This window comes from Peribacillus sp. FW305-BF15, assembly GCF_058783805.1.
Genome location: NZ_JBYSYV010000004.1, coordinates 56304 through 78468 on the forward strand (window position 1 = coordinate 56304; position 22165 = coordinate 78468).

Annotated in this window: 21 protein-coding genes, 1 pseudogene and 1 riboswitch; of the genes and pseudogenes, 2 read left to right on the top strand and 20 right to left on the bottom strand. The window is 39.9% G+C overall.

Annotation, left to right across the window (positions count from 1 at the left end):
- Positions 1–21: 21 nt before the first annotated feature.
- The 10 genes from AC3WLU_RS05190 to AC3WLU_RS05235 all read right to left on the bottom strand — a co-directional run bounded on the left by AC3WLU_RS05190 (position 22) and on the right by AC3WLU_RS05235 (position 10083).
- Positions 22–672: a methionine ABC transporter permease gene (locus tag AC3WLU_RS05190; protein WP_048687362.1), complete on the bottom strand. Its 651-nt coding sequence runs from the start codon at positions 670–672 to the stop codon at positions 22–24.
- 21 nt (positions 673–693) lie between these two features.
- Positions 694–1710: a methionine ABC transporter ATP-binding protein gene (locus tag AC3WLU_RS05195; protein ID WP_106026237.1), complete on the bottom strand. Its 1017-nt coding sequence runs from the start codon at positions 1708–1710 to the stop codon at positions 694–696.
- Between the two features lie 334 nt (positions 1711–2044).
- Positions 2045–2156: riboswitch (SAM riboswitch) on the bottom strand.
- Positions 2157–2298: 142 nt separating this feature from the next.
- Positions 2299–2772, bottom strand: a complete 474-nt coding sequence (locus AC3WLU_RS05200; protein ID WP_440438450.1) for a GNAT family N-acetyltransferase — start codon at positions 2770–2772, stop codon at positions 2299–2301.
- Positions 2773–2839: 67 nt separating this feature from the next.
- On the bottom strand, positions 2840–3208 hold the full coding sequence (locus AC3WLU_RS05205) for a nuclear transport factor 2 family protein (RefSeq protein ID WP_034304172.1): 369 nt from the start codon (positions 3206–3208) through the stop codon (positions 2840–2842).
- A gap of 66 nt (positions 3209–3274) precedes the next feature.
- Positions 3275–4075: a collagenase gene (locus AC3WLU_RS05210; RefSeq protein WP_413004663.1), complete on the bottom strand. Its 801-nt coding sequence runs from the start codon at positions 4073–4075 to the stop codon at positions 3275–3277.
- Between the two features lie 72 nt (positions 4076–4147).
- Positions 4148–4744, bottom strand: a complete 597-nt coding sequence (locus AC3WLU_RS05215; protein ID WP_492596916.1) for a tetratricopeptide repeat protein — start codon at positions 4742–4744, stop codon at positions 4148–4150.
- 773 nt (positions 4745–5517) lie between these two features.
- Entirely contained in the window at positions 5518–6324 is an 807-nt protein-coding gene (locus AC3WLU_RS05220; protein ID WP_492596917.1) for an ABC transporter ATP-binding protein, read from the bottom strand.
- Positions 6325–6382: 58 nt separating this feature from the next.
- Entirely contained in the window at positions 6383–7060 is a 678-nt protein-coding gene (locus AC3WLU_RS05225; RefSeq protein WP_413004657.1) for a peptidoglycan-binding domain-containing protein, read from the bottom strand.
- 558 nt (positions 7061–7618) lie between these two features.
- Complete coding sequence (locus AC3WLU_RS05230; protein WP_492596918.1) at positions 7619–8929, bottom strand: amidohydrolase family protein; 1311 nt, start codon at positions 8927–8929, stop codon at positions 7619–7621.
- Positions 8930–9105: 176 nt separating this feature from the next.
- Positions 9106–10083, bottom strand: a complete 978-nt coding sequence (locus AC3WLU_RS05235; RefSeq protein ID WP_492596919.1) for a zinc-dependent alcohol dehydrogenase family protein — start codon at positions 10081–10083, stop codon at positions 9106–9108.
- Positions 10084–10266: 183 nt separating this feature from the next.
- On the opposite strand from AC3WLU_RS05235, the gene AC3WLU_RS05240 reads away from it, so the two are divergent.
- Complete coding sequence (locus tag AC3WLU_RS05240) at positions 10267–10605, top strand: YmaF family protein (RefSeq protein WP_098863897.1); 339 nt, start codon at positions 10267–10269, stop codon at positions 10603–10605.
- Between the two features lie 97 nt (positions 10606–10702).
- Here AC3WLU_RS05240 and AC3WLU_RS05245 read toward each other — a convergent pair whose 3' ends face one another.
- The 10 genes and pseudogenes from AC3WLU_RS05245 to AC3WLU_RS05290 form a co-directional block, all read right to left on the bottom strand.
- Positions 10703–11491 (bottom strand): ABC transporter ATP-binding protein, encoded by a 789-nt coding sequence (locus tag AC3WLU_RS05245; protein WP_063575205.1) that lies wholly within the window; start codon positions 11489–11491, stop codon positions 10703–10705.
- 15 nt (positions 11492–11506) lie between these two features.
- The gene (locus AC3WLU_RS05250; RefSeq protein WP_440438452.1) at positions 11507–12520 is read right to left on the bottom strand and encodes a FecCD family ABC transporter permease; all 1014 of its coding nucleotides are present in this window, start codon (positions 12518–12520) and stop codon (positions 11507–11509) included.
- A complete protein-coding gene (locus AC3WLU_RS05255; protein ID WP_492596920.1) occupies positions 12517–13521 on the bottom strand; it encodes a FecCD family ABC transporter permease in 1005 nt (334 codons plus the stop codon). The genes AC3WLU_RS05250 and AC3WLU_RS05255 overlap by 4 nt, the downstream gene beginning before the upstream one ends.
- Positions 13522–13606: 85 nt before the next feature.
- Complete coding sequence (locus tag AC3WLU_RS05260) at positions 13607–14575, bottom strand: ABC transporter substrate-binding protein (RefSeq protein WP_440438453.1); 969 nt, start codon at positions 14573–14575, stop codon at positions 13607–13609.
- A gap of 709 nt (positions 14576–15284) precedes the next feature.
- The gene (locus AC3WLU_RS05265; RefSeq protein ID WP_492596921.1) at positions 15285–16130 is read right to left on the bottom strand and encodes an HAD family hydrolase; all 846 of its coding nucleotides are present in this window, start codon (positions 16128–16130) and stop codon (positions 15285–15287) included.
- A gap of 118 nt (positions 16131–16248) precedes the next feature.
- The gene (ulaA, locus tag AC3WLU_RS05270) at positions 16249–17517 is read right to left on the bottom strand and encodes a PTS ascorbate transporter subunit IIC (RefSeq protein ID WP_063575201.1); all 1269 of its coding nucleotides are present in this window, start codon (positions 17515–17517) and stop codon (positions 16249–16251) included.
- A 31-nt stretch (positions 17518–17548) separates the two neighbouring features.
- Positions 17549–17815 carry a PTS sugar transporter subunit IIB gene (locus AC3WLU_RS05275; protein ID WP_053536259.1) on the bottom strand — a complete coding sequence of 89 codons (267 nt, stop codon included), beginning with the start codon at positions 17813–17815 and terminating at the stop codon, positions 17549–17551.
- 17 nt (positions 17816–17832) lie between these two features.
- Positions 17833–18099, bottom strand: a complete 267-nt coding sequence (locus tag AC3WLU_RS05280) for a PTS sugar transporter subunit IIB (RefSeq protein WP_048883162.1) — start codon at positions 18097–18099, stop codon at positions 17833–17835.
- Positions 18096–20162, bottom strand: coding sequence for a BglG family transcription antiterminator (locus tag AC3WLU_RS05285; RefSeq protein WP_492596922.1), 2067 nt, complete (start codon positions 20160–20162; stop codon positions 18096–18098). The genes AC3WLU_RS05280 and AC3WLU_RS05285 overlap by 4 nt, the downstream gene beginning before the upstream one ends.
- 355 nt (positions 20163–20517) lie before the next feature.
- Positions 20518–20759 (bottom strand): annotated as a pseudogene (locus AC3WLU_RS05290) (NAD(P)H-dependent oxidoreductase); the annotation flags it as partial.
- Positions 20760–20978: 219 nt separating this feature from the next.
- Between AC3WLU_RS05290 and AC3WLU_RS05295 the strand changes: the two are divergent.
- A complete protein-coding gene (locus AC3WLU_RS05295) occupies positions 20979–22070 on the top strand; it encodes a low temperature requirement protein A (protein WP_413003934.1) in 1092 nt (363 codons plus the stop codon).
- Positions 22071–22165 lie beyond the last annotated feature (95 nt).

Sequence of the window (22165 nt, forward strand, 5' to 3'; positions counted from 1 at the left end):
TTTTCCTGCCTCCTGTTCGTTTTATCTTCTTCTTATTTTTCTTGAAACAAAGTTCCCGGTGGATTGCAATAATTGAACGATGATCACGAGCGCCGCCACTGTGACGATCATCGTCATCGTATCGAACCTTTGGTAACCGTAAGCCAAGGCTAAATCCCCGACCCCGCCTGCACCGACAGCACCTGCCATCGCCGTAGATCCAACAAGCCCGATTGTCGCTGTTGTAAATGTCAGGATTAACGAACTAAGTCCCTCGGGAATCAAAAAGCGGTAAATGATTTGCCATGTTGTCGCCCCCATCGCCTGAGCTGCCTCGATGATCCCTTTGTCCACTTCCAACAGCGAGTTTTCCACAAGCCGGGCAATATAAGGAGCCGCGTAAAAGATTAGCGGAACAATGGCCGCATTCGTTCCGATCGCACTGCCGACAATCATTCTTGTAAACGGAATGAGTGCTACAAGCAAGATGATGAAAGGAACGGACCGCAGGATATTGATGATCGGATTCAATACATTAAAAATCCATTTATTCTCCAGGATGTGACCCTTTCTTGTAATGACAAGCAGGATACCGAGCGGAAGCCCGATCAATCCGGAAAATATCAATGAGATGGCTACCATATAAAGTGTGTCACCGAAAGCTGTCGACAGCTGGTCTGCCGTTATTTCCATACCCCAAAGCGTATTACCCATTTATACTTGCACCTCCTGGACGAGAATCCCCTCATCTTTAATATATTGATAAGCCTTGTCGACCTCATTTTTGCTCCCGGTCACTTCGATGATCAAATTCCCGAAAGGCGTTTCCTGGATTTCAGAAATATTGGCTGATAAGACACTTAAATGAACATCATATTTCTTCGAGATGGTTGAAAGTAAAGGAGTACCCGAAGTAGTTCCAATAAAATTAATTTTCCAAATAATCGGGATATGGGACCCTATGCTTTTTAAGAAACTTTGTGGAATTTCGTCATGTATGACCGTTCTCACGAAGTTTTTTGCAATATCCGTTTGCGGCTTGGCAAAAACTTCGAAAACCGAACCTTGTTCAACGACGCAGCCGCCCTCCATGACCGCTACCTTATTGCAAATTTCCCGAATGACAGACATCTCATGAGTGATTAGCAAAATGGTGATATTGTATTCTTTATTAATTTTTTTTAAGAGCTGCAGAACTGCACTCGTTGTTTGTGGATCCAATGCCGACGTAGCTTCATCACACAATAAGATCGATGGATTCGTAGCCAATGCCCTCGCAATGCCGATCCGCTGCTTTTGCCCGCCGGATAATTGTTCCGGATAACTCTTTGCTTTGCTCGATAAGCCAACGAACTCCAACAGCTCGCCTACACGTTTTTGAATTTCCTTAGCCGGAGTTCCCGATAAAACCAGCGGCATAGCAATATTATCAAAAACAGTCTTTGAGTTTAATAAGTTGAAATGCTGAAAGATCATCCCGATTTTTTTCTTTTCTGCCCGTAATTCCTTCGGGCTTAATTTGGTTAAATCCTTGCCACCAACAATCACCGAACCATCTGAAGGATGTTCAAGCAAATTGACCAACCTGATCAACGTACTCTTTCCGGCCCCGCTATAACCGACTACCCCGAATATATCCCCCTTTTCCACTGTCAAATCAATGCCCTTCAAAGCCTCGACAGTCTGTTTCTTTGTTTGATAAACCTTTTTAACATCCTGAAACTCAATCATCCAATCTCCCCCCATGCTGTTTATTTGTACGAATTCCTTATCCAGAGAGAAGAGCTTTGCAACGTTTCATAATGATAGAGTTAAAATTCAGGAGTGAAACTGCAAAATTCACGAGTAAATCCACCAAACTCACGAGTAACTGCGCCAAACTCACGAATAATTACACCAAACTCACGATTATTGCGCGAAACTCACGAGTAATTGCACCCATTCTCAAAATAACCATATACATTTTGAATAAACAAAAGAGGCCTCTTCCGTCATCAGACAGAAGAGGCCTCTTTTAGACATAAAAAAGAGTAAACTCTTAAATTAATTATCTAAGAAAAGCTCCTTCTTATCTTTCAAACTTTCGTCCGTTGGAATTAGCACAGTATTTTTACAAAAGTAAAAACCCGCTGCCGAGGTATCATAGGGCCAAGTCCCTCCACATCTCTTGATAAGAATTAACGTTATATTTAATTATGTCCTTCACTATATATTCTAATTTCGCTAAAGTCAACCATATTTTTCATCGCGATAAATAGTTTCATAGTATAGTGAATCGATACTTTTTTTATTATATCAATATATTTTATATTTCTACTTTTATAATGATTTGCTCATTCTCCATACAGGGTATTTTTCATTTTCTTCCCTTATCTTCACCATGCCTGAATTCGTATATAAAGAAATCGCCCTTTGATTATCCGGAGAAACCCTTAAGTGATATTCGGATACATTAAATTGCCTGAAAAAGTTTTCTGCGTAGCGGACCAATTCCTTGCCAAGGCCTTTACTGCGGTATTCGGAAATAAGATAAAATAGATTCACATAGCCAATTTCAGTTCCTTCATACTCACGAATTTGAAGTTCCATTTGTCCAATCCGTTCTTGGTCCTTTTCAATGATCACCTGTCCATCCGGAAATTTGCGTACCCTTTCTTCCATTCGTTGCAGATAGGCATGTTCATCTCCAAAACCCGCATCAGTTCCAAAACTTACAATAAAGGAATCTTTCCGGAATTTAATGATAGTATCTTTATCTTTGTCCGTATCAATGGTACGAAAGATCAACTTCATCCACCCTTATCATTTTAGTGAAATAGTTTTCAAGCAGGGAAAACTTTCTTTTTCATAAATAATAGTCTTAAAGGGGCCCTTTTGTTTTTGTGCCTTGATGAAAAAACATCTGCCATCTTCCATTCGCACATTTCCAGATTGAACTTCTTAAGGTATGTTCCAGCTTATCTTCATCAAAAATCCGGTATGTAATTAACACGGTATCATCAGACAATGGATGCATCTCAAATTGACTTAGGGTCATGTTCACCGCTCCGGCACCCTCTTGCCCCATAAAATCGCTTTTTGACCATATGTTACCCGAACTGCCGAACTCAAAGAAATCATCTTTCAATAAGGATGAAAGCTCTTCTGGAGATGTACGAACTTCAGATTTTAACAATTTCTCCTCCAGCTGATACAAATGCTCTTTTAATAATGAAGATTCCCTGTCCATTCATCTTGTCCTCCTTTTTCTATTAACGAAAACAACCTTTCAGCATCTGTAATACTTCAATTGACTTCAATTGATGAACTTATGTAATTCATTGATTTCAATGTTAGTATGTCTTTTGAAGGATTTTGAGAAACCTAAATCATAGCTGTCATCTATTATTTTCTTTAATATGTCTAAATCTTTTTTTTCGATAATATACCTAATTCCATAATGTGATTGAGGATATAACTCTTTATGATTTCTTCTTTGCCTTGCCCAATCTTCCCTACTCTTCAACAATTCAAAATTAATAACTTCATTTAACGGATCCGTAGCCTCAACCCCATCCATGGTAACTGCAACGTACTCGGCCACCCCCTCATCGAACCATTTCGGAACGTCTTTAATTTTTTTTTCTATAAGATATTTAGCCAAAAAATAATGTGTATACTCGTGGCGTAAATCCTTTCTAAAGAACCATTCATCTGCTTCTCTATAAAGGGAATCGGGTGATACCAAGGCAATTAAATTAGCATTGTTATCAAAAAAAGCTCCGATATCTTCTAATTCCCCATACTTTTGTAATTCCTCCAATTTCTCAAAAATCACTATATTTAACCCAGCATTTGTATCTATCTTCCCAAAAATATTAGATAACTCTTTATTAAGATCCCTTACCTCTTTAATGATTAGATTATTCAATTCATTATTTTTCGAATTAAAAATTTTCACCTCATCAAAAGACTGGTGTACTTCACTTTTTAACAATGCTTCCGTTCTATTATTTTTCCATAATATATGATAAATGCTTGCCAAAATAACCAAAACTAATAAACTAATCACAAAACTAGTTGTAATGCTTTTAAAAAATGAATTTAAATTATTCATTTAAATGTTTACTCAATTTTTTAAGTTTAGAAATGTCATCTGAAGATTGGGATGTTTTAATTCCATCTTGGACTAGCAGTTCATCAATACATTATCAGGAATGTATTCGACCAAATCATTTATATTTTCAAAATTTTTTACCTTAGTATACTTTTCTAGAGCCGTCTTGTAATTTTTAAGGAATTTTCTTTCTGATCCCATCTGATAATTATCTAGTTTATTTAATAATTCTAAAGCATAATTTGCATCTTTAACAATATAGCTTGTTGAAAGATAATATAGCATATGAGATGATTTTTCTATATCGTGGGCTTTTTCCATATAATGTATCATTTCATCCCATTCCTCTATTTTTGTTTTAATGTTAGCCATTCTAAAGTAAGACATATAATTTTCTGGGTCTTTATCTATCAGTTCTATTCCTAACTCTATCGCCTCATTATAGTTACCTAACACATATTGTAAATACACTGCCTCATCTAAGGCTGATAAATCATCTGGGTGTTCAACTATATATTCTTCAATATTATTTACCGTTTCTTTTAATTCATTTTGTACTTCCTTTTCAGAAATTACAGATTCCTTATCATTATCTACTAAATTTAAATATAATAATAAAGATATAAATATTAATAAAGATGCAAGTAAATATTTAATAGTTTTATGCATTTTAAACATTCCTTATTGAAAATTTTTTAACATAAACAAATGTTGATACTCCTAATAAAATAATAGTACTAATTATATTTATTAAAGTTGCTTCCAAAATTCGAAACAAAGGAAAATCTATAAACTGAATAGCTGAATAGGTATTATAACTAGATAAAAAGAGATACTTTGATAAATAAACAGGTAATGGAAATATTGTATGAGATATGCTAATAAGAATAATAAATAGAATCGCAACTGAAAATTTTGGGATTATTAATGAGACAATAAGACCTAATAAACAGAAACCTAATATATAAAAAAATGTACAAGCCAATATAATGTTAGTTCTTAAAAAAACTTCAAATATATTAAATTTAAGAAATCCAATAAAAGCATAACTTTGATTGTGAAAAATAAAGCTAAATGTGAGGTACAAATTAACAATAACTACAATACTAATTAATATCAGGACTACATTTACCAAAATCTTAGAGATGAAAATTTTATCTTTTTTAATTGTAGATAAATTGATCAAATATGCCTTCCCATGTGTGAAATCACTTATAAAAGATGCAATTATAAAACTACTAAATATTACAGGGAATAATATCTGCGAATTCAAAGCAAATAAAAAGTCTATACTTTGTATTAAATCATTCCCCTCTAACAAAATATAAGCTGAAAAACTAACTATACATATTATCAATAAAGATATTATTATACTTATTAATCTACGAGACCTAATTGCATTCGTTATTTCTAGTAACATTAAATCTTTCATTTTAACACCTTCAATTAATTATTGATATATCCATTATGATCACTTTCATTTTAATTAGAGTATTAATAGTTTGGTGTATTTCTTTTCTTGAAACCACCTTATAGTAACTATTACCTGTAGTTTGGATATTAAGATCTTCAACAAATCTATCAACATAGATCTTGTACATTTTTTGGTCTATATTTGTATGAATAGTTTCCACAACTTGTCCCTTATTAATTTTGATTATCTTGTTACATATTTTATAGAGTTCATTAACATCATGACTTGTAATTATATACGTACGACCTTTTTGTTTATTTAGATAATTTAAGAATCGCTCCTTCCCTATATAATCCAGGAAGTTTGTAGGTTCATCAAAGAGAGCGAAAGGAGGAGAATGTATAAGAGCTCCAGCCAATGCTACCCTTTTTTTCATTCCTTGAGAATACTCCTTTATTTTTTTATTCAAATATGTAATTTCTAATACTTGACCTACCTGTTTAATAGAGGCTTCTATTTGTTCGTTATTCATAGCTCTTAAAGTTCCACAATACTTTAAATAATCTATTCCTAATAAATAGGGAGGAAGTTCATCGGTCAGATGAATTCCTATAGAGTTTAATAATGAATCCTCTATCTCAACAGTTCCACAAGTCGGAACAAGGATGCCAGAAATTATTTTTAATAACGTTGACTTACCTACTCCGTTAGGGCCAACTATGCCTATTCTATCTCCCCTTTTAATTTGCATATTTATATTCTTTAAAATTTTTTTATTCTTTATTGTGTAGCTTAAGTTATCAACCAATATTATTTCTTCCTTTTTATTTTTCACGATTCACCTCATTTAAATTAAGGGGAAGGGACCCCAGAGAGACCCCTCCTCTGATAAATTATCTACAAACAACATTATTTTTCCCGCCCATTTTCATCCAAGTATTTGTACCTACAATACCATCTTTTGTTAAACCCATCTTTCCTTGAAGGGCGCGTATAGCTTTATCAGTTTTAGGTCCATAAATACCATCAGTAGTAAGGGTGTGACCAATTTTTGCTCGATTGATATATTCTTGAAGGGCTTTCACTTTATCAGGAGAATTAGCGTAACCAGAACCTATCCAGTACGCTCTATTAGAGGGATTGAAATTCTTACCAGATATTTTCACTTGCCCACAAGTTGAAGTCTCAGCTCCATCTTTTTGTATTCTATTTTTCAACCAAGTTGTTGCCGAGGAAAGAGAAAATACGGCAGCAGTAGCAAGGATAGCTCCAAGAGCATTGGCAAGAACCTGAACAAAAAAACTTAAAGCCCTAGGTGTAATAGTTTGATTTAAATCAAGATCCTCATCGAATTCCTTGACGTATTCATCTTTGATTACATTGATCTCTTCTTTTGTGAAGTTATCTTCTAGGAATTCACCTACATTGTTATATTTATCTTGTAACTCTTCTAAAAGTTCTTGTTGTACACTATAAACTTCAGTAGCTTTTGTATTGGCATTAGAAGAATTTGGCATTGTTGAAATAATTATAGTTAGCACTATTAATGTTGATAGTATTTTCTTGAACATTTGAATCCTCCTAGTTTGTAATTCAACTAATTTTCCAAATAAAAAATTACCATAGATTTAGAATATTCAGTTTTTAGAATGTGTAAGTTTGCACTCCTCTTATATTTATTTATAAAAACTACCCCCTTTTTATGGATTTTTATACTTACACATTTGGGATTATTTTTTTAAAGGATACTTTATTACCCCTTAATATAAACAATGTGTAATATAACCAATTTCACATAGTATATCGGTTTATTGTAAAGGATCTTTAGTAGACTCTCTTTTTACCTTATACTCACCCTTATTACTGTATTAATAGAAGAAATTCTTCAAATGTGGAATATGCTAAGCAAGCAGAAACCTACTGTGATAGTGACAAGTTATATTAAAGTACCCCACTTCTTAATATCATTCTATTCCGCGTTTCTCCTCCTTTTATATTTGCTTTTTCTGTTGACCTAAACCAGATTAATTCGTCCTCCACCCCCTTCCCGGCCCTTCATTGAGTCCATATAAAAAGGAGCTGCAATAACAGCTCCTTCTTCTGTGCATCCGGTCGTTTTCCCATCAGTGTTATCGTGATAGGGTTCCTTGCAGACGATTGGTTTCGGCGATTACTTTTTCTTCATCGATCGTTAAGCATCGGCCATCCTTCACTACCACTTTTCCATCAATGTATACATCACATACGTCATTTCCGCGTGCTGCATAGAGCAGGTGCGAATAGGCTTCACTCAGTGGCTGCAGGTGTTCTTTGTTATATGGGTAAATGGTGATGAAATCTGCTTTTTTACCAGCTTCCAGTGATCCTGTGTGACCCATGCCTATCGCTTCGGCGCCCATTCTTGTGGCCATGGCGAGTGCTGTTTGGGCAGGGAATTTTGTGGCATCCTTATACATTCCTTTTTGCAGTAATGCGGCTGTCCTCATTTCTTCGAACATATCGAAGTTGTTATTGGAGGCAACGCCATCTGTTGCCACCCCCACTTTAATGCCTGCATCAAGAAGGCTGACGACATCTGCTATCCCAGATCCGAGCTTCAGGTTACTGATTGGATTATGGGCAACGCGAACATCATGCTGTTTTAGGATCGCCCGCTCTTCATCATTAAGGACCACACCATGTGCCATGACGGTCGGCTGATCGAACAGGCCTAGACGGCGGAGGTGCTCGACAGGACGGGATCCGTAACGTTTTTCGATGTCGAGGATTTCAAAGTCCGTTTCCGATACGTGGATGTGCACCATCAAATCATTCTCTTTCGCAATTCGTGCACTTTCCATGATCGCTTCAGGCGTGCAGGCATATGGGCTATGTGGTGCGACCATGGTAGTCAGGCGGCCATCGGCAAATGCTTTATAGTTTTTTGAAAACTGCTCAGCCCCCATGAGGTTCGCTTTTTGGTCTTTTTCGGTACCCAAGCTGAAAATCGTATAGGAAAAGGCTCCGCGCATTCCTGTTTCGCCTATCGTCTCCATGACGGCACCGGCATCTATTCCATTAGGATTGAACATATCCGAAAATGTCGTGGTTCCTGATTTCATCATTTCCATAATGCCTAGCTGTGAACTTACAGAGGCGATTTCCGTTGTAAACTGGCTTTCGATCGGCCATATTTTCGTTTCAAGCCATGGCTTCAGCAGCATATCGTCCCCGATACCGCGTAAAAGGGTCATTACAATATGCGAATGGGCATTCACAAGGCCTGGCATGATCCATTTCCCGCCAAGGTTGACCACATGATCTGCATCTGCCAATTGCTGTTCATCATGCTGGCCAATGTAGGATATGGTATGATCTTGTACAATCATCATGCCGTTTTCAATGATTTGGTTTTCCTTGTCCATCGTAAAAAATGTAGCACTCACATATATTGTTTTCATAAGTATTTCCTCCAAAGTCGTATCAGTATCAACATGTCCTATTCCGCATTCTAAACTAGCACCTTACAGGTAATCAAGTAATTCCATATTATCAGGGGCCATTTCACTTTACCTTAGGAACCTATTGGAAGAGCACCAAGATAAATGCTTCAATTAAATGGTTATCCTTTGTGAAATCAGCTGCTTAAAAATATCTTCCCTTTATTGCTCGTGACAATAATCGCTTCCTTAACATCTTGAAGGCTGTAGTGGGAATAGGGCATCATGAACTTCAACTTTTCATCAGCAATGAACCCCATCAAAAGGTTAAATGTTTCCTGCCAAGTTCGAACGGAAGCCTGCTGATTCCAATGCCGAAGATGAAACATTTTAACATCCACTTTTGTCCTTCGTGAAATTTCCGCCCAATTCACTGACTGTCCTGATAAAAGGCCAATCGTCAATAAGGTGCCATTAGGCCGTACGCAAAAAGCTAGTTCTGAACCATCGATGCCGCCCACTGAATCTATGGCCGCTTTCGCGCCGCGCCCACCCGTCATTTCCATTACTGTATCATGCAATGATGATCGGGATGTATCGATCACATATGAAGCACCAAGTTTAAGCAGTTCTTCCGTATACTTATCGTTTCTCGTTACAGCAATCAGCTTAAATCCAAGAATCTTGGATAACTGGGCGAGTATACGGCCAATGGAAGATCCGCAAGCATTTACGAGTAATACATCATCCGGTTTCAAAGTTAATACTTCTGTACAGATTAGCCATGCGGTTACCGGGTTTATATATAATTGCGCTGCTATATGGTCTTCAATCGAATCCGGAATGACGATGGCCAGCTCCGCTGATGTTTTAACAAAATCCTGCCAGGTCCCTTCACCGCGCAAGGGCAGAACACGCTTGCCTATCAGCTCTTTCGAAACTGCTGGACCCACTTCTTCAACAATGCCGACCCCTTCATAACCAGGTATGGAAGGCAAGGGGATTCGGTGGGAATAGGCACCGCGAATGGGCAGCAAGTCAGACGGATTAATGGGACGTGTGATCATCCGGACGAGGACTTCCCCCTCGAAAGGTCTTTGAATACATTTATTTTCAACCTTTAAAACCGTTTGCGGATCCCCAAACTCATAGAATTTAATACATTTGGCTTCCAAAATAATAGTCTCCTTTAATATATAAGTCTTTCCATTTTAACAAAACTGTGGAATTATTATATTATGATTCTGGTTTTCCACGTTTTAATCCCTCCTTCCATAAATTTGTCGTTAAGAATCTTCTTGTTGTTCCAAGCATATGTTTTATAAAAGTTTTTTTATTATGTACAAGGGGTGTAGAGATTGAATAAGGTAGGAAAAAATGATTTTGTATCTGGGTTTGTACCACATCACAATCATGGATCTGTTGATTATACTTCCATAGCGGACGGCCATGTCCATCAATGTTTAGATGTAACATCCCCGCCAATTTCAGCACAAGAGGGAGGACATATTCATTATACTGAAGGATATGTGTTATTTGAGGATGGACATTCCCATTATTATAAGGCATATTCGGGACCGCCCATTCCGGTTGGAAATGGAATGCATGTTCATTACTATGATTTTTATACAACGGAAGATGATGGGCATAGACATAGAATTACAGGGGTCGATCAACCTGCCCCAGGAAATAAATAAGAACAAAAAAACATCAGGGGGATGGGAAATCCCCCTGATGTTTTTTTGCCTTCGATAGACTCTAAATGCATCTCTAACTTTATTAGAAATAGTTTTTCTAATCCTGAGATAAACCTATGGGAATGCATAGAGGCGTTTGATCAACAGGGTTTTCAATAATGCAGCATTCCAGTCTGAAAACGTCCTTGATCATCTCTTTTGTGAATACCGTTTCAGGCGGTCCCTCTTTATAGATTTTTCCCTGCTTGATGCTAATCAGATGATCGGCATACTGTGCCGCTTGATTCAAATCATGCAGAACCATGACAATCGTGCGTCCATACGTTTCGTTTAAATCGCGCAGTAATTCCAATATTTCAATTTGGTGCGCTAAATCCAGATAGGTTGTCGGTTCATCTAACAGTAAAAGGTCGGTTTCTTGTACCAAGGCCATCGAAATCCATGCTCTTTGCCTTTGTCCTCCAGATAAGGCATCCAATGTCCGATCAGCGAACTCCGTCATTTTTGTTGCTGATAAGGCACGTTCGACAATCCTATGATCTTCTGGGGTTTGTCTGGAAAATAAGCCTTTATGCGGATGCCTGCCATAATAGCATAGTTCTTTAACGGTTATATCTTCCGGAGCTTCCGGAGCTTGGGGTAAGATGGCCAATTTCTTGGCCACTTCTTTGGAAGATTGCTGATGAATGGACTTTCCATCTAAATAGATCGTGCCTTGCTGCGGCATCAATAATCTAGCTAGGGACCGCAGAATCGTAGATTTGCCACAACCATTGGAACCAATGATTATACTGATCTTACCTTCAGGAATTTCCAAATCGATATTATCAATGATTTGAGTTGCCCCATAAGAGAGCGAAAGATGCTCTGCTGATAATGTTGTCATGATATTCAGCCTTCCTTATGTTATTTTTCTTTCACGGCGCAATAGATATAAAAAATATGGTACACCAATCACCGCAGTGATAATTCCGGCAGGGATTTCTATTGGAGGGAATAATCCTCTTCCCAGGCTATCGGCAACAAGTAGAAAGATAGAACCAAAAAGAGCTGAAGCGGGAAGTAAAACCTTGAATTTTGGCCCTACCACTCTCCTTGCAATATGGGGGGCGATCAAACCAATGAACCCGATTGAACCAACCGCAGCTACACAGACTCCGATCAATATGACTGAAACGCTTAACAATATATAACGCAGTAATTTTGACCTTTCACCGAGACCTGTGGCCATATCGTCTCCAAGGCTCAGTACATCCATTTTTGAAGTTAATGCAATCAATACCGGTACAAGCATAAGACATGGTAGCAAAATGAATACTTGATCCCATCCTCTTCCCCATAGACTGCCAGTCAACCACAGCAGTGTCGTGTTTACATCATCCGGGAACTTGACCATGAAATACTCTATGCCAGCTTGACATATGGCCCCTAAAGCGATTCCGACCAAAGCTATCGTATTTGGTTGTGCTCCTTTTTTATAAACAAATATCATCAAAATGGCAGCCATGACCGCCGCTCCGATAAATGCTGAAAGAGGCAGTATGATAATGGGCGATTGCGGAAATAAAACAATGACGATAACTGCTGCCAATCCGGCCCCTTTTGTTACCCCAATCACATCTGGAGAAGCCAGCGGATTTCGAAGGACCCCTTGCAGAATGGCTCCGGCCGTTGCCAATCCGGCCCCCACCATCACGGCAATCAGAATGCGCGGTATGCGATAGTTGTGCAGAATGAATGTCTGACTTTGCATGCCATTTCCAAGGAAATTTTGGAGAATTTCTAAAGGTGAAATATAAATGGCCCCTAAGCCCAGGCTCACCATTGCTAAAATCAGCACGGTAACCGAGAGCAACAGGATAATGGAATAAGGGGGCAAATTTGATTTCAACCCAAATGTCCGTTTTAGTTTCATTGCTTAATATTCCTCCCTCTCTTCGCTAAATAAAGGAAGAATGGCGCACCGATCATAGCGGTTACGATGCCTACCGGCGACTCAAAAGGATAAGCGATGAAACGTGCGAGAATATCTGCGTACACTAAGAGTAAAGCGCCGAATAATGCAGAAAAAGGGATGATCCTTCGATAATCCCCGCCCACCAGTCTCCTGACGATATGAGGAATGATCAAACCTACAAAGCCTACCGGTCCTGCGACGGCAACCGAAGATCCTGCCAAAATGATCACCAATATTCCTGCTAAAATACGGATTCGGTTCACGCGCTGCCCAAGTCCCTGCGCCATATTTTCTCCTAAGACAAGGATAGAAACAGATCGAGAGAACATGGCAGCAACAAGCAGCCCGAAGATAGACCAAGGAAGAATCATGTTCACGTGGGCCCATGTTTTTCCATTAATTGACCCGACTAACCAATAGAGCACATCTTTCGCTTGTTCATTAAAGATGATCATGCCTTGCGTTAAAGAAGATAAAAAAAAGTGAACAGCCATTCCAGCCAATGCCAGCTTCACTTGGGTCATTCCTCCTCCCGAAGCAAAAGAATAGACTGCCATCCCTCCCACTGCTGCACCAATGAATGCAACGCAAACTAGAGTCACGGAAGAAAGGTTAGGAAAGAAAACAAAAGCTGACACAATAAAAAATGAGGCACCGGCATTAACACCAAACACTTGTGGAGAAGCTAATGAATTCCGGGTAATAGCCTGCATGAGAGCACCCGCTACCGCTAAATTGGCACCGACCAACGCTCCAACTAAAGCTCGTGGCAATCGAAGAGTCCTTATAATAGTCTGTTCCTTGGACGAGTCGGCCTCAAAAAAGGACTTCAAAACCATTGATGCATCAATATCGGACGCTCCCACAGAAATACTCGTCAGGATGCCTAAAATTAACAAAACGATCCCAGCTATAGCCGTACATAATACTTTCAGTTTACTTCTACCTACAGTTTCCATTTTCTATACAACACACTTCCTGACAAAATTTAAACCTAATGGAAAGCGAAGTAAGAATGGGATCTCTTACTTCGCTTTTGTTCGTCTATTCTTCTCCAAGCATGTTTAAAGTGTCTTTAGCAATGGCCTCCGCTGATACAACACCGCGGTATCTCGTCCATAAGTCTCGATCAACACTATACACTTGTCCGTTTTTTACAGCTTTCAAGTCTTTCCAAAGTGGATTGTCTTTCCATTCATCAGTAAGTAACTTACCCTCATTGTTCGCTAAAAGCAACACATCCGGATCGATCTCGACAAGCTGCTCAAGGTTCATCTCGGCATGTGGCTGTTTCTGCTGAATGGCATTTTTCAATCCCATGCGCTCAAGCAATTCTCCATCATAAGAAGATGAAGTATGGGCTTGGAATGAAGTATCTCGTACAACTGCAGGTAAAACCGTCATATTTGAATCAACAGTAAGCTTTGCTTTAAGTTCCTTAATCGTTTTTTCATGCTCGCTCAATCTTTTTTCTGCAGCATCTTCCTTATTCACTGCCTTTGCAATCGTTTTAAAAGAATCCAGGTTTTCTTGATAGGTAGATTCCCGGCTTTTTAAGACGATGGTAGGAGCAATCTTCTGCAAATCTTTATAAATCCCTTTATGCCGCTCAGCATCTGCAATGATTAAATCCGGCTGTAAAGAACTGATCACCTCTAAATTAGGCTGCTCACGTGTCCCTACAGAAGTATAATCCATTTCTTGACCTACAAGTTTTGTAATCATATCTTTTTTGTTGTCATCTGAAATCCCGATAGGTTTTATCCCTAGGGCATTTAAAGAATCAACGAAAGATAACTCAAGCGTAACGATTTTTTTAGGAGTATTTTTCATTTCCGTTTCTCCCATTTCATGCTTAATCGTCCGTGTTTCTTGATTACTTGTTTTGGCAGAAGTCTTCTCTGCTTCTGTTGTTTTTTGAGAATTATTACATCCTGATAACATCACCATAATAGCAAGTAACAGGGTGAATGCTCCTCCCCCAAACGCTCTTACTTTTCTAAATTCCCTCATATTTTGCACCCTTCCCGTCATCTATACCTTCTTCACGAGTTAACCATAATTGAAAATGATTATCATTATCCTGCTGTTATGATAAAGTCATAGATTGATACCGTCAATATTAATGAAATTTTGTGAATAAAAATCATTATGGCCATTAAGACAATCTGCATGCATTTTATTGATAACGTGAAGTTGAACATTAAAAAAAGTAAAAAAAGAGCAAACCCGTTAAGGTCTGCTCTTTCCTGTTTCGGAAATTATTTTCTATTAATCAGCATCTCTTCAAGAGGAAGTTCTTCTTTGGAAGCTTCTTTTTTTGAGCGTTTTATGGAGGTTTTGATAAGAATGGTTGAAGCAATTGATAATGCCCCCATGATCAGGTAACCTGTGGATCTTGAAAACACTTCAATCAAGATGCCGATTAGGACTGGACCTAAAAACGTTCCAGTTGATGTCAGAAATCCGCTCCCTTTCCGCCGGCTGTCTGCCAAGCCGCATCAAAGCAAGCGTCTGTGGGGTCACGTCTAGCCTGTTATTCGGCAGGAGTGTCGCAAATTTCTTTAATCCTTTGAGGGTTTCAAACAGTTTAAAACCATTAAGGAATATTGTTTAATATCAAGATCCGGAATGATACCATTCCGAACCCGTTTTGTAGACATAATTAAGTTGTCAAAACTCATACGTTGTTTGGAACGTAAGACACTCGCTCTTCCAGGTTTCAGTGAAACATTCCCTTTAAAAAGCTATACAGTCCATCTTCTCGATATGAATACTCCGTCACTTCATCGGCTTGTTCTTTGACCAGGTCAGTGGCGTTTTTCATGGCAACGCAATGTCCGGCGAGTTTAAATAGCGGGAGGTCATTTTCGCCATCGCCTACTGCGAGGATCTCTTCGGGTGCTAGCTGAAAATGTTTCAGCAGCAGTTGAACGCCTGTTGCTTTTGTGATGCCTTCCACGGTCACTTCTACATTATGATGGGTGGAGGAAGCTGTGGTAAAGGCATTGTACTGCTTGATTTTCCCCAACTCCGCTTTCCATTTTCGAATCGTATTCATTTCATTGCTGAAAAAGTAGATTTTGGCGACGCTCTTTATATCCAGTTGTTCTGACCATCTTATTTTGTCTTCGACTGCATCCTGTCTTGATAGCCATTCATTTTCATCGACTGTTTCAGGTTTTGGTTTCAAACCTTGTTTAACCATATAGTCTTTATCTTTAAGTAATGCCATCCGTGTTCCTTCGTTCGGATGAACTTCGTAAAAAATCTCTTCCGCTCCTGCTTTGGCGACCAATTCTTCGACAAGTTCCGTCGACAGGGCGTGTTCGACAATTTGTTCCTTTCCGATGAATACGGACATTCCATTGGCGGTCACCATTCCGTCGGCCTCTATGCCGGCCGGCAAAACGTCCCTCACCTCTTCCAGCGTTCTTCCTGTTGCAATGAAAATCAGCTTACCACTTTCCCTAAGTTCGCCTATGTATTGTTCCAGCGTCTCATTCACAGTATTTCTTTCGTTCAATGTCGTGCCATCCAAATCAAGCACAATTGCTTTGTTGGCCATGCCAATCACCTCTAAAATCAGAATGATGATGAAATGCCAACAGCCCATTATCTATAAGATCTTAGGCTGTTGGTTTCATTCATATATTTTTATTTCTGTACCTTATCAGTATAACAGTTTAGGATAATCCTAAAAGTTTCATGACACTCAGGATCAAGAGACCTACCACACCGAAGTCCGAATCACCAAATGTGGTGCCTTCAAACCCTACATCCCCCAAGAAGACCAGGAGTATTGCCGGCAGGAAACTGATGATGAGTCCGTTGGCAAACGATCCAAGCATCGCTCCGCGTCTGCCTCCCGTGGCATTTCCGAAAACACCTGCTGCAGCTCCGGTGAAGAAATGCGGTACGAGCCCAGGAACGATTACTTTCAATCCAAGTGCCGGAAGGAGGAACATGGATAGTAGTCCAGCCAGGAAACTGAATAGAAACCCGATGATCACTGCATTTGGAGCGAATGGAAAGATGGTCGGACAGTCCAATGCAGGTTTTGTATTCGGCGCCACTTTATCGGCAATCCCTTTGAATGCAGGGACGATTTCAGCAATTAACATCCGTACTCCTGCAAGGATGATGTAGACTCCCGCAGCAAATGTTATCGCCTGGATGAAAGAGAATACGATGAAGTTCGAACCGCCGGATAATTCCGTTTCAATATAGTTCTGCCCGGCAAACAATGCGACGATCACGAAGAACATCGTCATCGTAAGCGATACAGCGACCGATGTGTCCCTCAGGAATCCTAAAGACTTGGGAACCTTGATTTGCTCTGTCGTTTTTTCCTTATTTCCAAACCATTTTCCCACATTCGCGGATACGAAATATCCGATAGTCCCGAAATGGCCGATGGCAAAATCATCGCTGCCGGTAATCTTCCGTACGTATGGCTGAAGGAGGGCTGGGAACAACACCATGCATACTCCTAATAGAATGGAGCCGACCAAGATAAGCGGAAATCCGCTGAGCCCGCCGACGGATAGGGTGACTGCAAGTAAACAAGCCATGAATAAGGTATGGTGTCCCGTTAAAAATATATATTTAAATGGCGTGAAACGAGCAAGCAAAACATTGACAACCATCCCAAATACCATGATAAGTGCAGTCGAAGTCCCAAAATCACTTTGGGCGGCTGCGACAATGGCTTCGTTATTCGGTATGACGCCTTGTACGTTGAATGCATGATCGAACATTTTACTGAATATATCAAGGGCGCCAATGAGCACTGCCGCTCCCGCTCCGATGATAATGAAGCCCATGACGGTTTTTAGCGTTCCGGATACGACATCCGCACTGGATTTCCGCTGTAACAGCAGTCCAATGAGGGCAAACAGCCCCACAAGTATGGAAGGTGTACCCAAGATGTCATTCATGATAAGTTCCAGCATTGCCTCTCCCCCTCTTCTTTATGTTTTCTTCTTATAGATGTGAAGTCAATTTAGATGTGATTTCAGGAATGCTCATCATGTTTTCCAGTGTGACGATCGTCCGGGTTCCATCATCCAGCTGGCCGACAATATCCGCCGCTCCCAGGAAAATATCAGCCTGAACCGTTTTTGCGGATGCCAGATCCGTATGGTCCACCTCGGCTGTCTTCCCCATTTCCGTCAATGCTTTCTTCACATTCATCTCCATGATGAAGCTGCTTCCCAAACCATTTCCGCATACTACCATGATTTTCTTCATATCAATCTCTCCTTTTTTTATCCTACATGCATTTCCAATTTAGATTTAATTTCAGGGATGCTCATCATGTTCTCCAGTGTGACGATCGTCCGGGTTCCATCATCCAGCTGGCCGACAATATCCGCTGCCCCCAGGAAAATGTCAGCTTGAACCGTTTTTGCGGATGCCAGATCCGTATGGTCCACCTCGGCCGTCTTCCCCATTTCCGTCAATGCTTTCTTCACATTCATCTCCATGATGAAGCTGCTTCCCAATCCGTTTCCGCATACTACCATGATTTTCATTCCGCTTCCTCCTTCGAATATTTATGAACGTACTCCATAAGGACCGATTTATCTGAAGTGCTTACTATTTCTTCTATATTGGCCGGATCATTCAATAATTGAGTGAGCTGGATCAATGCCCGCAGATGCGAATCGTTATCTACGGCCGCCAAAATGATAATCAGGCGAACCGGTTTATCCGGAGCAAAGTCCACGGCTTCGTCCAATTTCAGCAAACTCATGGATAAAGACCTGACCCCCTGCTCCGGGCGTGCATGGGGAATCGCCACTCCAGGCGTTATCACTACATATGGGCCATTTGTTTCTATGGCCTCGATCATGGCATCCACATATCGTTCTTCGACGGTACCTAAGTCCACGAGAGGCTTGGCCGCGACTTGAATCGCTTCTTTCCAATCGGAAACTTGCTGCTGTAATTGGATCGTTTGCATATTGAGCAGTTCTTCTAACACGGGCTTCTCTGCCTCCTTTAAAGAAAATTGGGTTATTTTTGGTGTATGGGTATACACATTCGACTTCAAAGCCTTTTCAAGCTGATCCTGTTCATGGATGGTTGCATACTTGGAAATGATCTTTAATAAAGCTGCAACATCCACACTTTCCGTCGTATATCCATACAATTCCTGCATGACCTGCTGGCGCAATGTATGTTTGTCCTGCATTTCCAAAATCGGCGGTACAACGAATAATGCCGCTTTTGTTCTCATATGCACGGTCGAGAAAACAAGATCGTACGACAGCGGGTATTCAGCCGCATTTCTAACGGACAAAACATCCAGGAACAAAATATCAGGAAATAACTCCCTTAATGTATAAATGAGGATATTGCTGATGCCGATACCATTCGGGCATACGACAATCGCCCGTTTTCGATCATCCAATGTTGTGCCTTGCCTGCGCAGCCATCCGCCAAAATAAATCGTGAAATAGGCCACTTCTTCTTCCGATACTGGACAGCCAACCTCTTTCTCCAGCACCCACAGGGATTTTTTTGTCAAATGATGCAGTTCGGGATATACCTTCTGCACCCGTCCCGTCATCGGATTTATTTGCGGGAGACCATACCGCAGGCGATAATATGCCGGTTTAAAATGAACGTATAATTGCTGGCATAGCTGCTCTTTGTCTTTCAGGTGAACAAATGCCAGCCTCTCGAATTCTTCCACGATTTCCTGCAAAAGGTGTTGAATGACTTCATCATCCTTAAGAGGGGAAATATCCTTCGTTCGATTCATGCTCAATAAATGTAAGGCTGCATATAAGTTTTCCGTTTCGCTCCATACTGATTGAAAGGCATCCGTCCCGGTCATCTCCTCGACCAGTTTGTATTCTTCCGTCGCAACAAACGGCGCCCAGCTCTGGTCGGCCTGTAACTCTTCCCCTTTTCCTATGAGCTGATCTGTACATAGAAATAAATAGCTCAGTTCATGAAGCCGTTCATCCGTAAAGGTGATGCCCAATTTACGTTCGGCCCTTTCAAGCTGCAACCGGATCGAGCCGATTTGCTTTTCATGATTTCCCCATATGCACTCCATGATCCATTCACTATTGGGACTGTTCAGTACATCATGCACGAGACGTTCAATGATATATCTCTTTGTTCGGCTGTCCCCAATCACCACGTAGCCATCTTGTTTGGAATACTGGATCTTGAGCGATATGTCCCTGTTTTTCTCTTTAAGTCTTTTTAAATCCTTCAGCACCGTATTTCGCGAAACCCCGGTGATCGTCTGGAAATGAAAGACGGACAATTCTTCTTGGCTTAACAGGATCATGAGGTAAAAAACCTTTTCCCTATCTGTCTCTGAAAATATATAATTGCGTTTTGTCAGTTTTACATTCAATTCTTCATCCCTGATTGTTTCAGAAAAGGAGTAGCCCATTTCACGATTATATTGAATCGGTTGATATCCATGAAATTGGAGCCAGTCATTCGCTTTGCTCAATCCATATTGAATCTGCCTTCTCGTCAGACCTGTTTGGGCTTCAAGTTCTTTCATTTTTGAAATGGGCGAATGCTGTAATAGTTTTAGTAAATTGGCGCTTCTTTCATCTAAAAACATTCTCAATCCCTCTCCCTGCTTCTACGATATCTCACTTCTTATTAAAAATGTAGCGTTTCTCAGTCCGAATGTTGTCATGGTTACTGCACAATAATATACTCTTTAAACATTTGTGCACAATACTGCATGTAATCAGTTTTCAATACAGGCTATATTTGGAAGGTTTGTACATATGCAGTTTGGAGGCAAGTGAGGTCATGAGGACAAGGTATAAAGGGGATTCGGGGATGAAAGTTGAGGGGGTGGAATGAGCGTTTTAAAGGGCTTCATCTAATCAAAATGAAAGGGAAATCAACGTTCATATTTTACAAAACTTGATTTCAGAAATTCGCTCCCTTTCCGCCGACTGTCTGCCAAGGCCAACTGGTTTTTTGGTAAGAACGGCGGACTCACGAGGTCTTGATGCCCAGTCCAATGCATTTTTTAATACGTCTGGCATTCCAGAATCGTACTCAGGACTTACGATAAATACGTCGACGTCCTGGATGGCGGATTTAATTGATGCGAATCAACCATATCTATCAATATTTGCGCAATGATTCGATTATAAGGATTTTCCCGTAAACTGCCGCAAATAAAGCCGATGGTTCGGGTCATCTACTTCCCTCCCTGTTTATCTCATGCGGCACCACAATATACCAAAAGTAAAAAAGCGACGTTACTCCTGATTACAAGCTTGTATGTACTAAATTTGGCTTAACTTAATATTGGGAAAAAAGAACTTCATATCTTACCTCAAAGTTATATTGGACCCCTTCCATTTTCTGAATGTTTCCAACATACTATAACCTATAAGGCGTTGGGAGGAGTACAGAAATGGATGAAAAGAAAGTTACATGGTTAGAGCTCTTTTATGATTTGTTATTTGTTGCGGCCGTTGCGGGCGCAACTCATGTTTTACTGCATGTTGAAGATGGATATATCCATCCAGAGTATTTATTAAAGTTCGTGCTGATTTTTATTCCTATCTGGTGGGCTTGGGTAGGGCAAACCATATTTATTAACCGGTTTGGAAAGGATGTATTTCATCAACGGCTATTTTTGATATTGCAAATGTTTTTTGTCCTGATCATGACATCAAGCTTATCTGCAGATTTTGATCCTTATTACCTTTCTTTTTTAATTGGTTATATTGGTTTAAGAGCCGTTACTGCTATCCAATATCTCGTTGTACAGCGGATAGAAGAGGGATTTCGAAAAAAGGCAGCACTCTTTTTGGGAAGGTATTTTTGGATTGGAATCGCCATTTCAATATTGTCCGTCCTTTTTGATTCTTGGCTTCGGTATGCTGTGTTGTATTTGGGCATCCTGGTCGATATCATTGTCCCGATCCTTGGAAGAAAGTGCTTGGAAAAGGTTCCTACAAATACGGCCCACCTGTTGGAGCGCTTTGGCCTATTTACCATCATTCTCTTTGGGGAAGCTCTTGTAAGCACGCTTGCGGTCATTCAACCTAAACAAGGAAATTGGGATTCGATAGCCTTTTCCATCATTTCATTTGCCCTGATAATAGCCATGTGGTGGCAATATTTCGATAATATGGACAAGAAAGTCGACAAGTCTGTACAATCTTCCGGCCAAATCATCATTTACGGTCATCTGTTTATTTTAATGTCTATAAGCATGATTGCAGCAGCCATCAGGTTATTGTTTTTACATGAGGTCCATTATTCATTTATCCTCTATTTTGTTTTTGGTTCCGTATTGCTCTATTTCATGTCAGCAACGTTTGTTTTCCACCAATATAGACATAAGCACCAGCGGTTGCAAATATATCATTTAGGGTTATTTTTAGGGATTTTAGCCGTCTTTTTTATTTTTAATTTGTTTGTCGGTGTACCGAATATTGTGGTAATAGCCGAATTAACACTGTTCTTTATCATCTATGCTAAACTAACGACTACATAATAAAGGGATCAAAGAAACGAGTATTTAACGATAATACTGACACACAATTGGTTTATTCATAAACAGATTGGAACAAAGAAAGTATGAGGTGACCT

Excerpts from the sequence above, each read along its gene's own strand:
- AC3WLU_RS05210 (WP_413004663.1), bottom strand. The coding sequence starts at position 4,075 with ATGAATAATTTAAATTCATTTTTTAAAAGCATTACAACTAGTTTTGTG.
- AC3WLU_RS05190 (WP_048687362.1), bottom strand. The coding sequence starts at position 672 with ATGGAAATAACGGCAGACCAGCTGTCGACAGCTTTCGGTGACACACTT.
- AC3WLU_RS05275 (WP_053536259.1), bottom strand. The coding sequence starts at position 17,815 with ATGAAGAAAATCATGGTAGTATGCGGAAATGGTTTGGGAAGCAGCTTC.
- AC3WLU_RS05280 (WP_048883162.1), bottom strand. The coding sequence starts at position 18,099 with ATGAAAATCATGGTAGTATGCGGAAACGGATTGGGAAGCAGCTTCATC.
- AC3WLU_RS05250 (WP_440438452.1), bottom strand. The coding sequence starts at position 12,520 with ATGAAACTAAAACGGACATTTGGGTTGAAATCAAATTTGCCCCCTTAT.
- AC3WLU_RS05225 (WP_413004657.1), bottom strand. The coding sequence starts at position 7,060 with ATGTTCAAGAAAATACTATCAACATTAATAGTGCTAACTATAATTATT.
- AC3WLU_RS05295 (WP_413003934.1), top strand. The coding sequence starts at position 20,979 with ATGGATGAAAAGAAAGTTACATGGTTAGAGCTCTTTTATGATTTGTTA.
- ulaA (WP_063575201.1), bottom strand. The coding sequence starts at position 17,517 with ATGCTGGAACTTATCATGAATGACATCTTGGGTACACCTTCCATACTT.
- AC3WLU_RS05200 (WP_440438450.1), bottom strand. The coding sequence starts at position 2,772 with ATGAAGTTGATCTTTCGTACCATTGATACGGACAAAGATAAAGATACT.
- AC3WLU_RS05265 (WP_492596921.1), bottom strand. The coding sequence starts at position 16,130 with ATGGCCAACAAAGCAATTGTGCTTGATTTGGATGGCACGACATTGAAC.
- AC3WLU_RS05245 (WP_063575205.1), bottom strand. The coding sequence starts at position 11,491 with ATGACAACATTATCAGCAGAGCATCTTTCGCTCTCTTATGGGGCAACT.
- AC3WLU_RS05230 (WP_492596918.1), bottom strand. The coding sequence starts at position 8,929 with ATGAAAACAATATATGTGAGTGCTACATTTTTTACGATGGACAAGGAA.
- AC3WLU_RS05285 (WP_492596922.1), bottom strand. The coding sequence starts at position 20,162 with ATGTTTTTAGATGAAAGAAGCGCCAATTTACTAAAACTATTACAGCAT.
- AC3WLU_RS05255 (WP_492596920.1), bottom strand. The coding sequence starts at position 13,521 with ATGGAAACTGTAGGTAGAAGTAAACTGAAAGTATTATGTACGGCTATA.
- AC3WLU_RS05195 (WP_106026237.1), bottom strand. The coding sequence starts at position 1,710 with ATGATTGAGTTTCAGGATGTTAAAAAGGTTTATCAAACAAAGAAACAG.
- AC3WLU_RS05205 (WP_034304172.1), bottom strand. The coding sequence starts at position 3,208 with ATGGACAGGGAATCTTCATTATTAAAAGAGCATTTGTATCAGCTGGAG.
- AC3WLU_RS05215 (WP_492596916.1), bottom strand. The coding sequence starts at position 4,744 with ATGCATAAAACTATTAAATATTTACTTGCATCTTTATTAATATTTATA.
- AC3WLU_RS05260 (WP_440438453.1), bottom strand. The coding sequence starts at position 14,575 with ATGAGGGAATTTAGAAAAGTAAGAGCGTTTGGGGGAGGAGCATTCACC.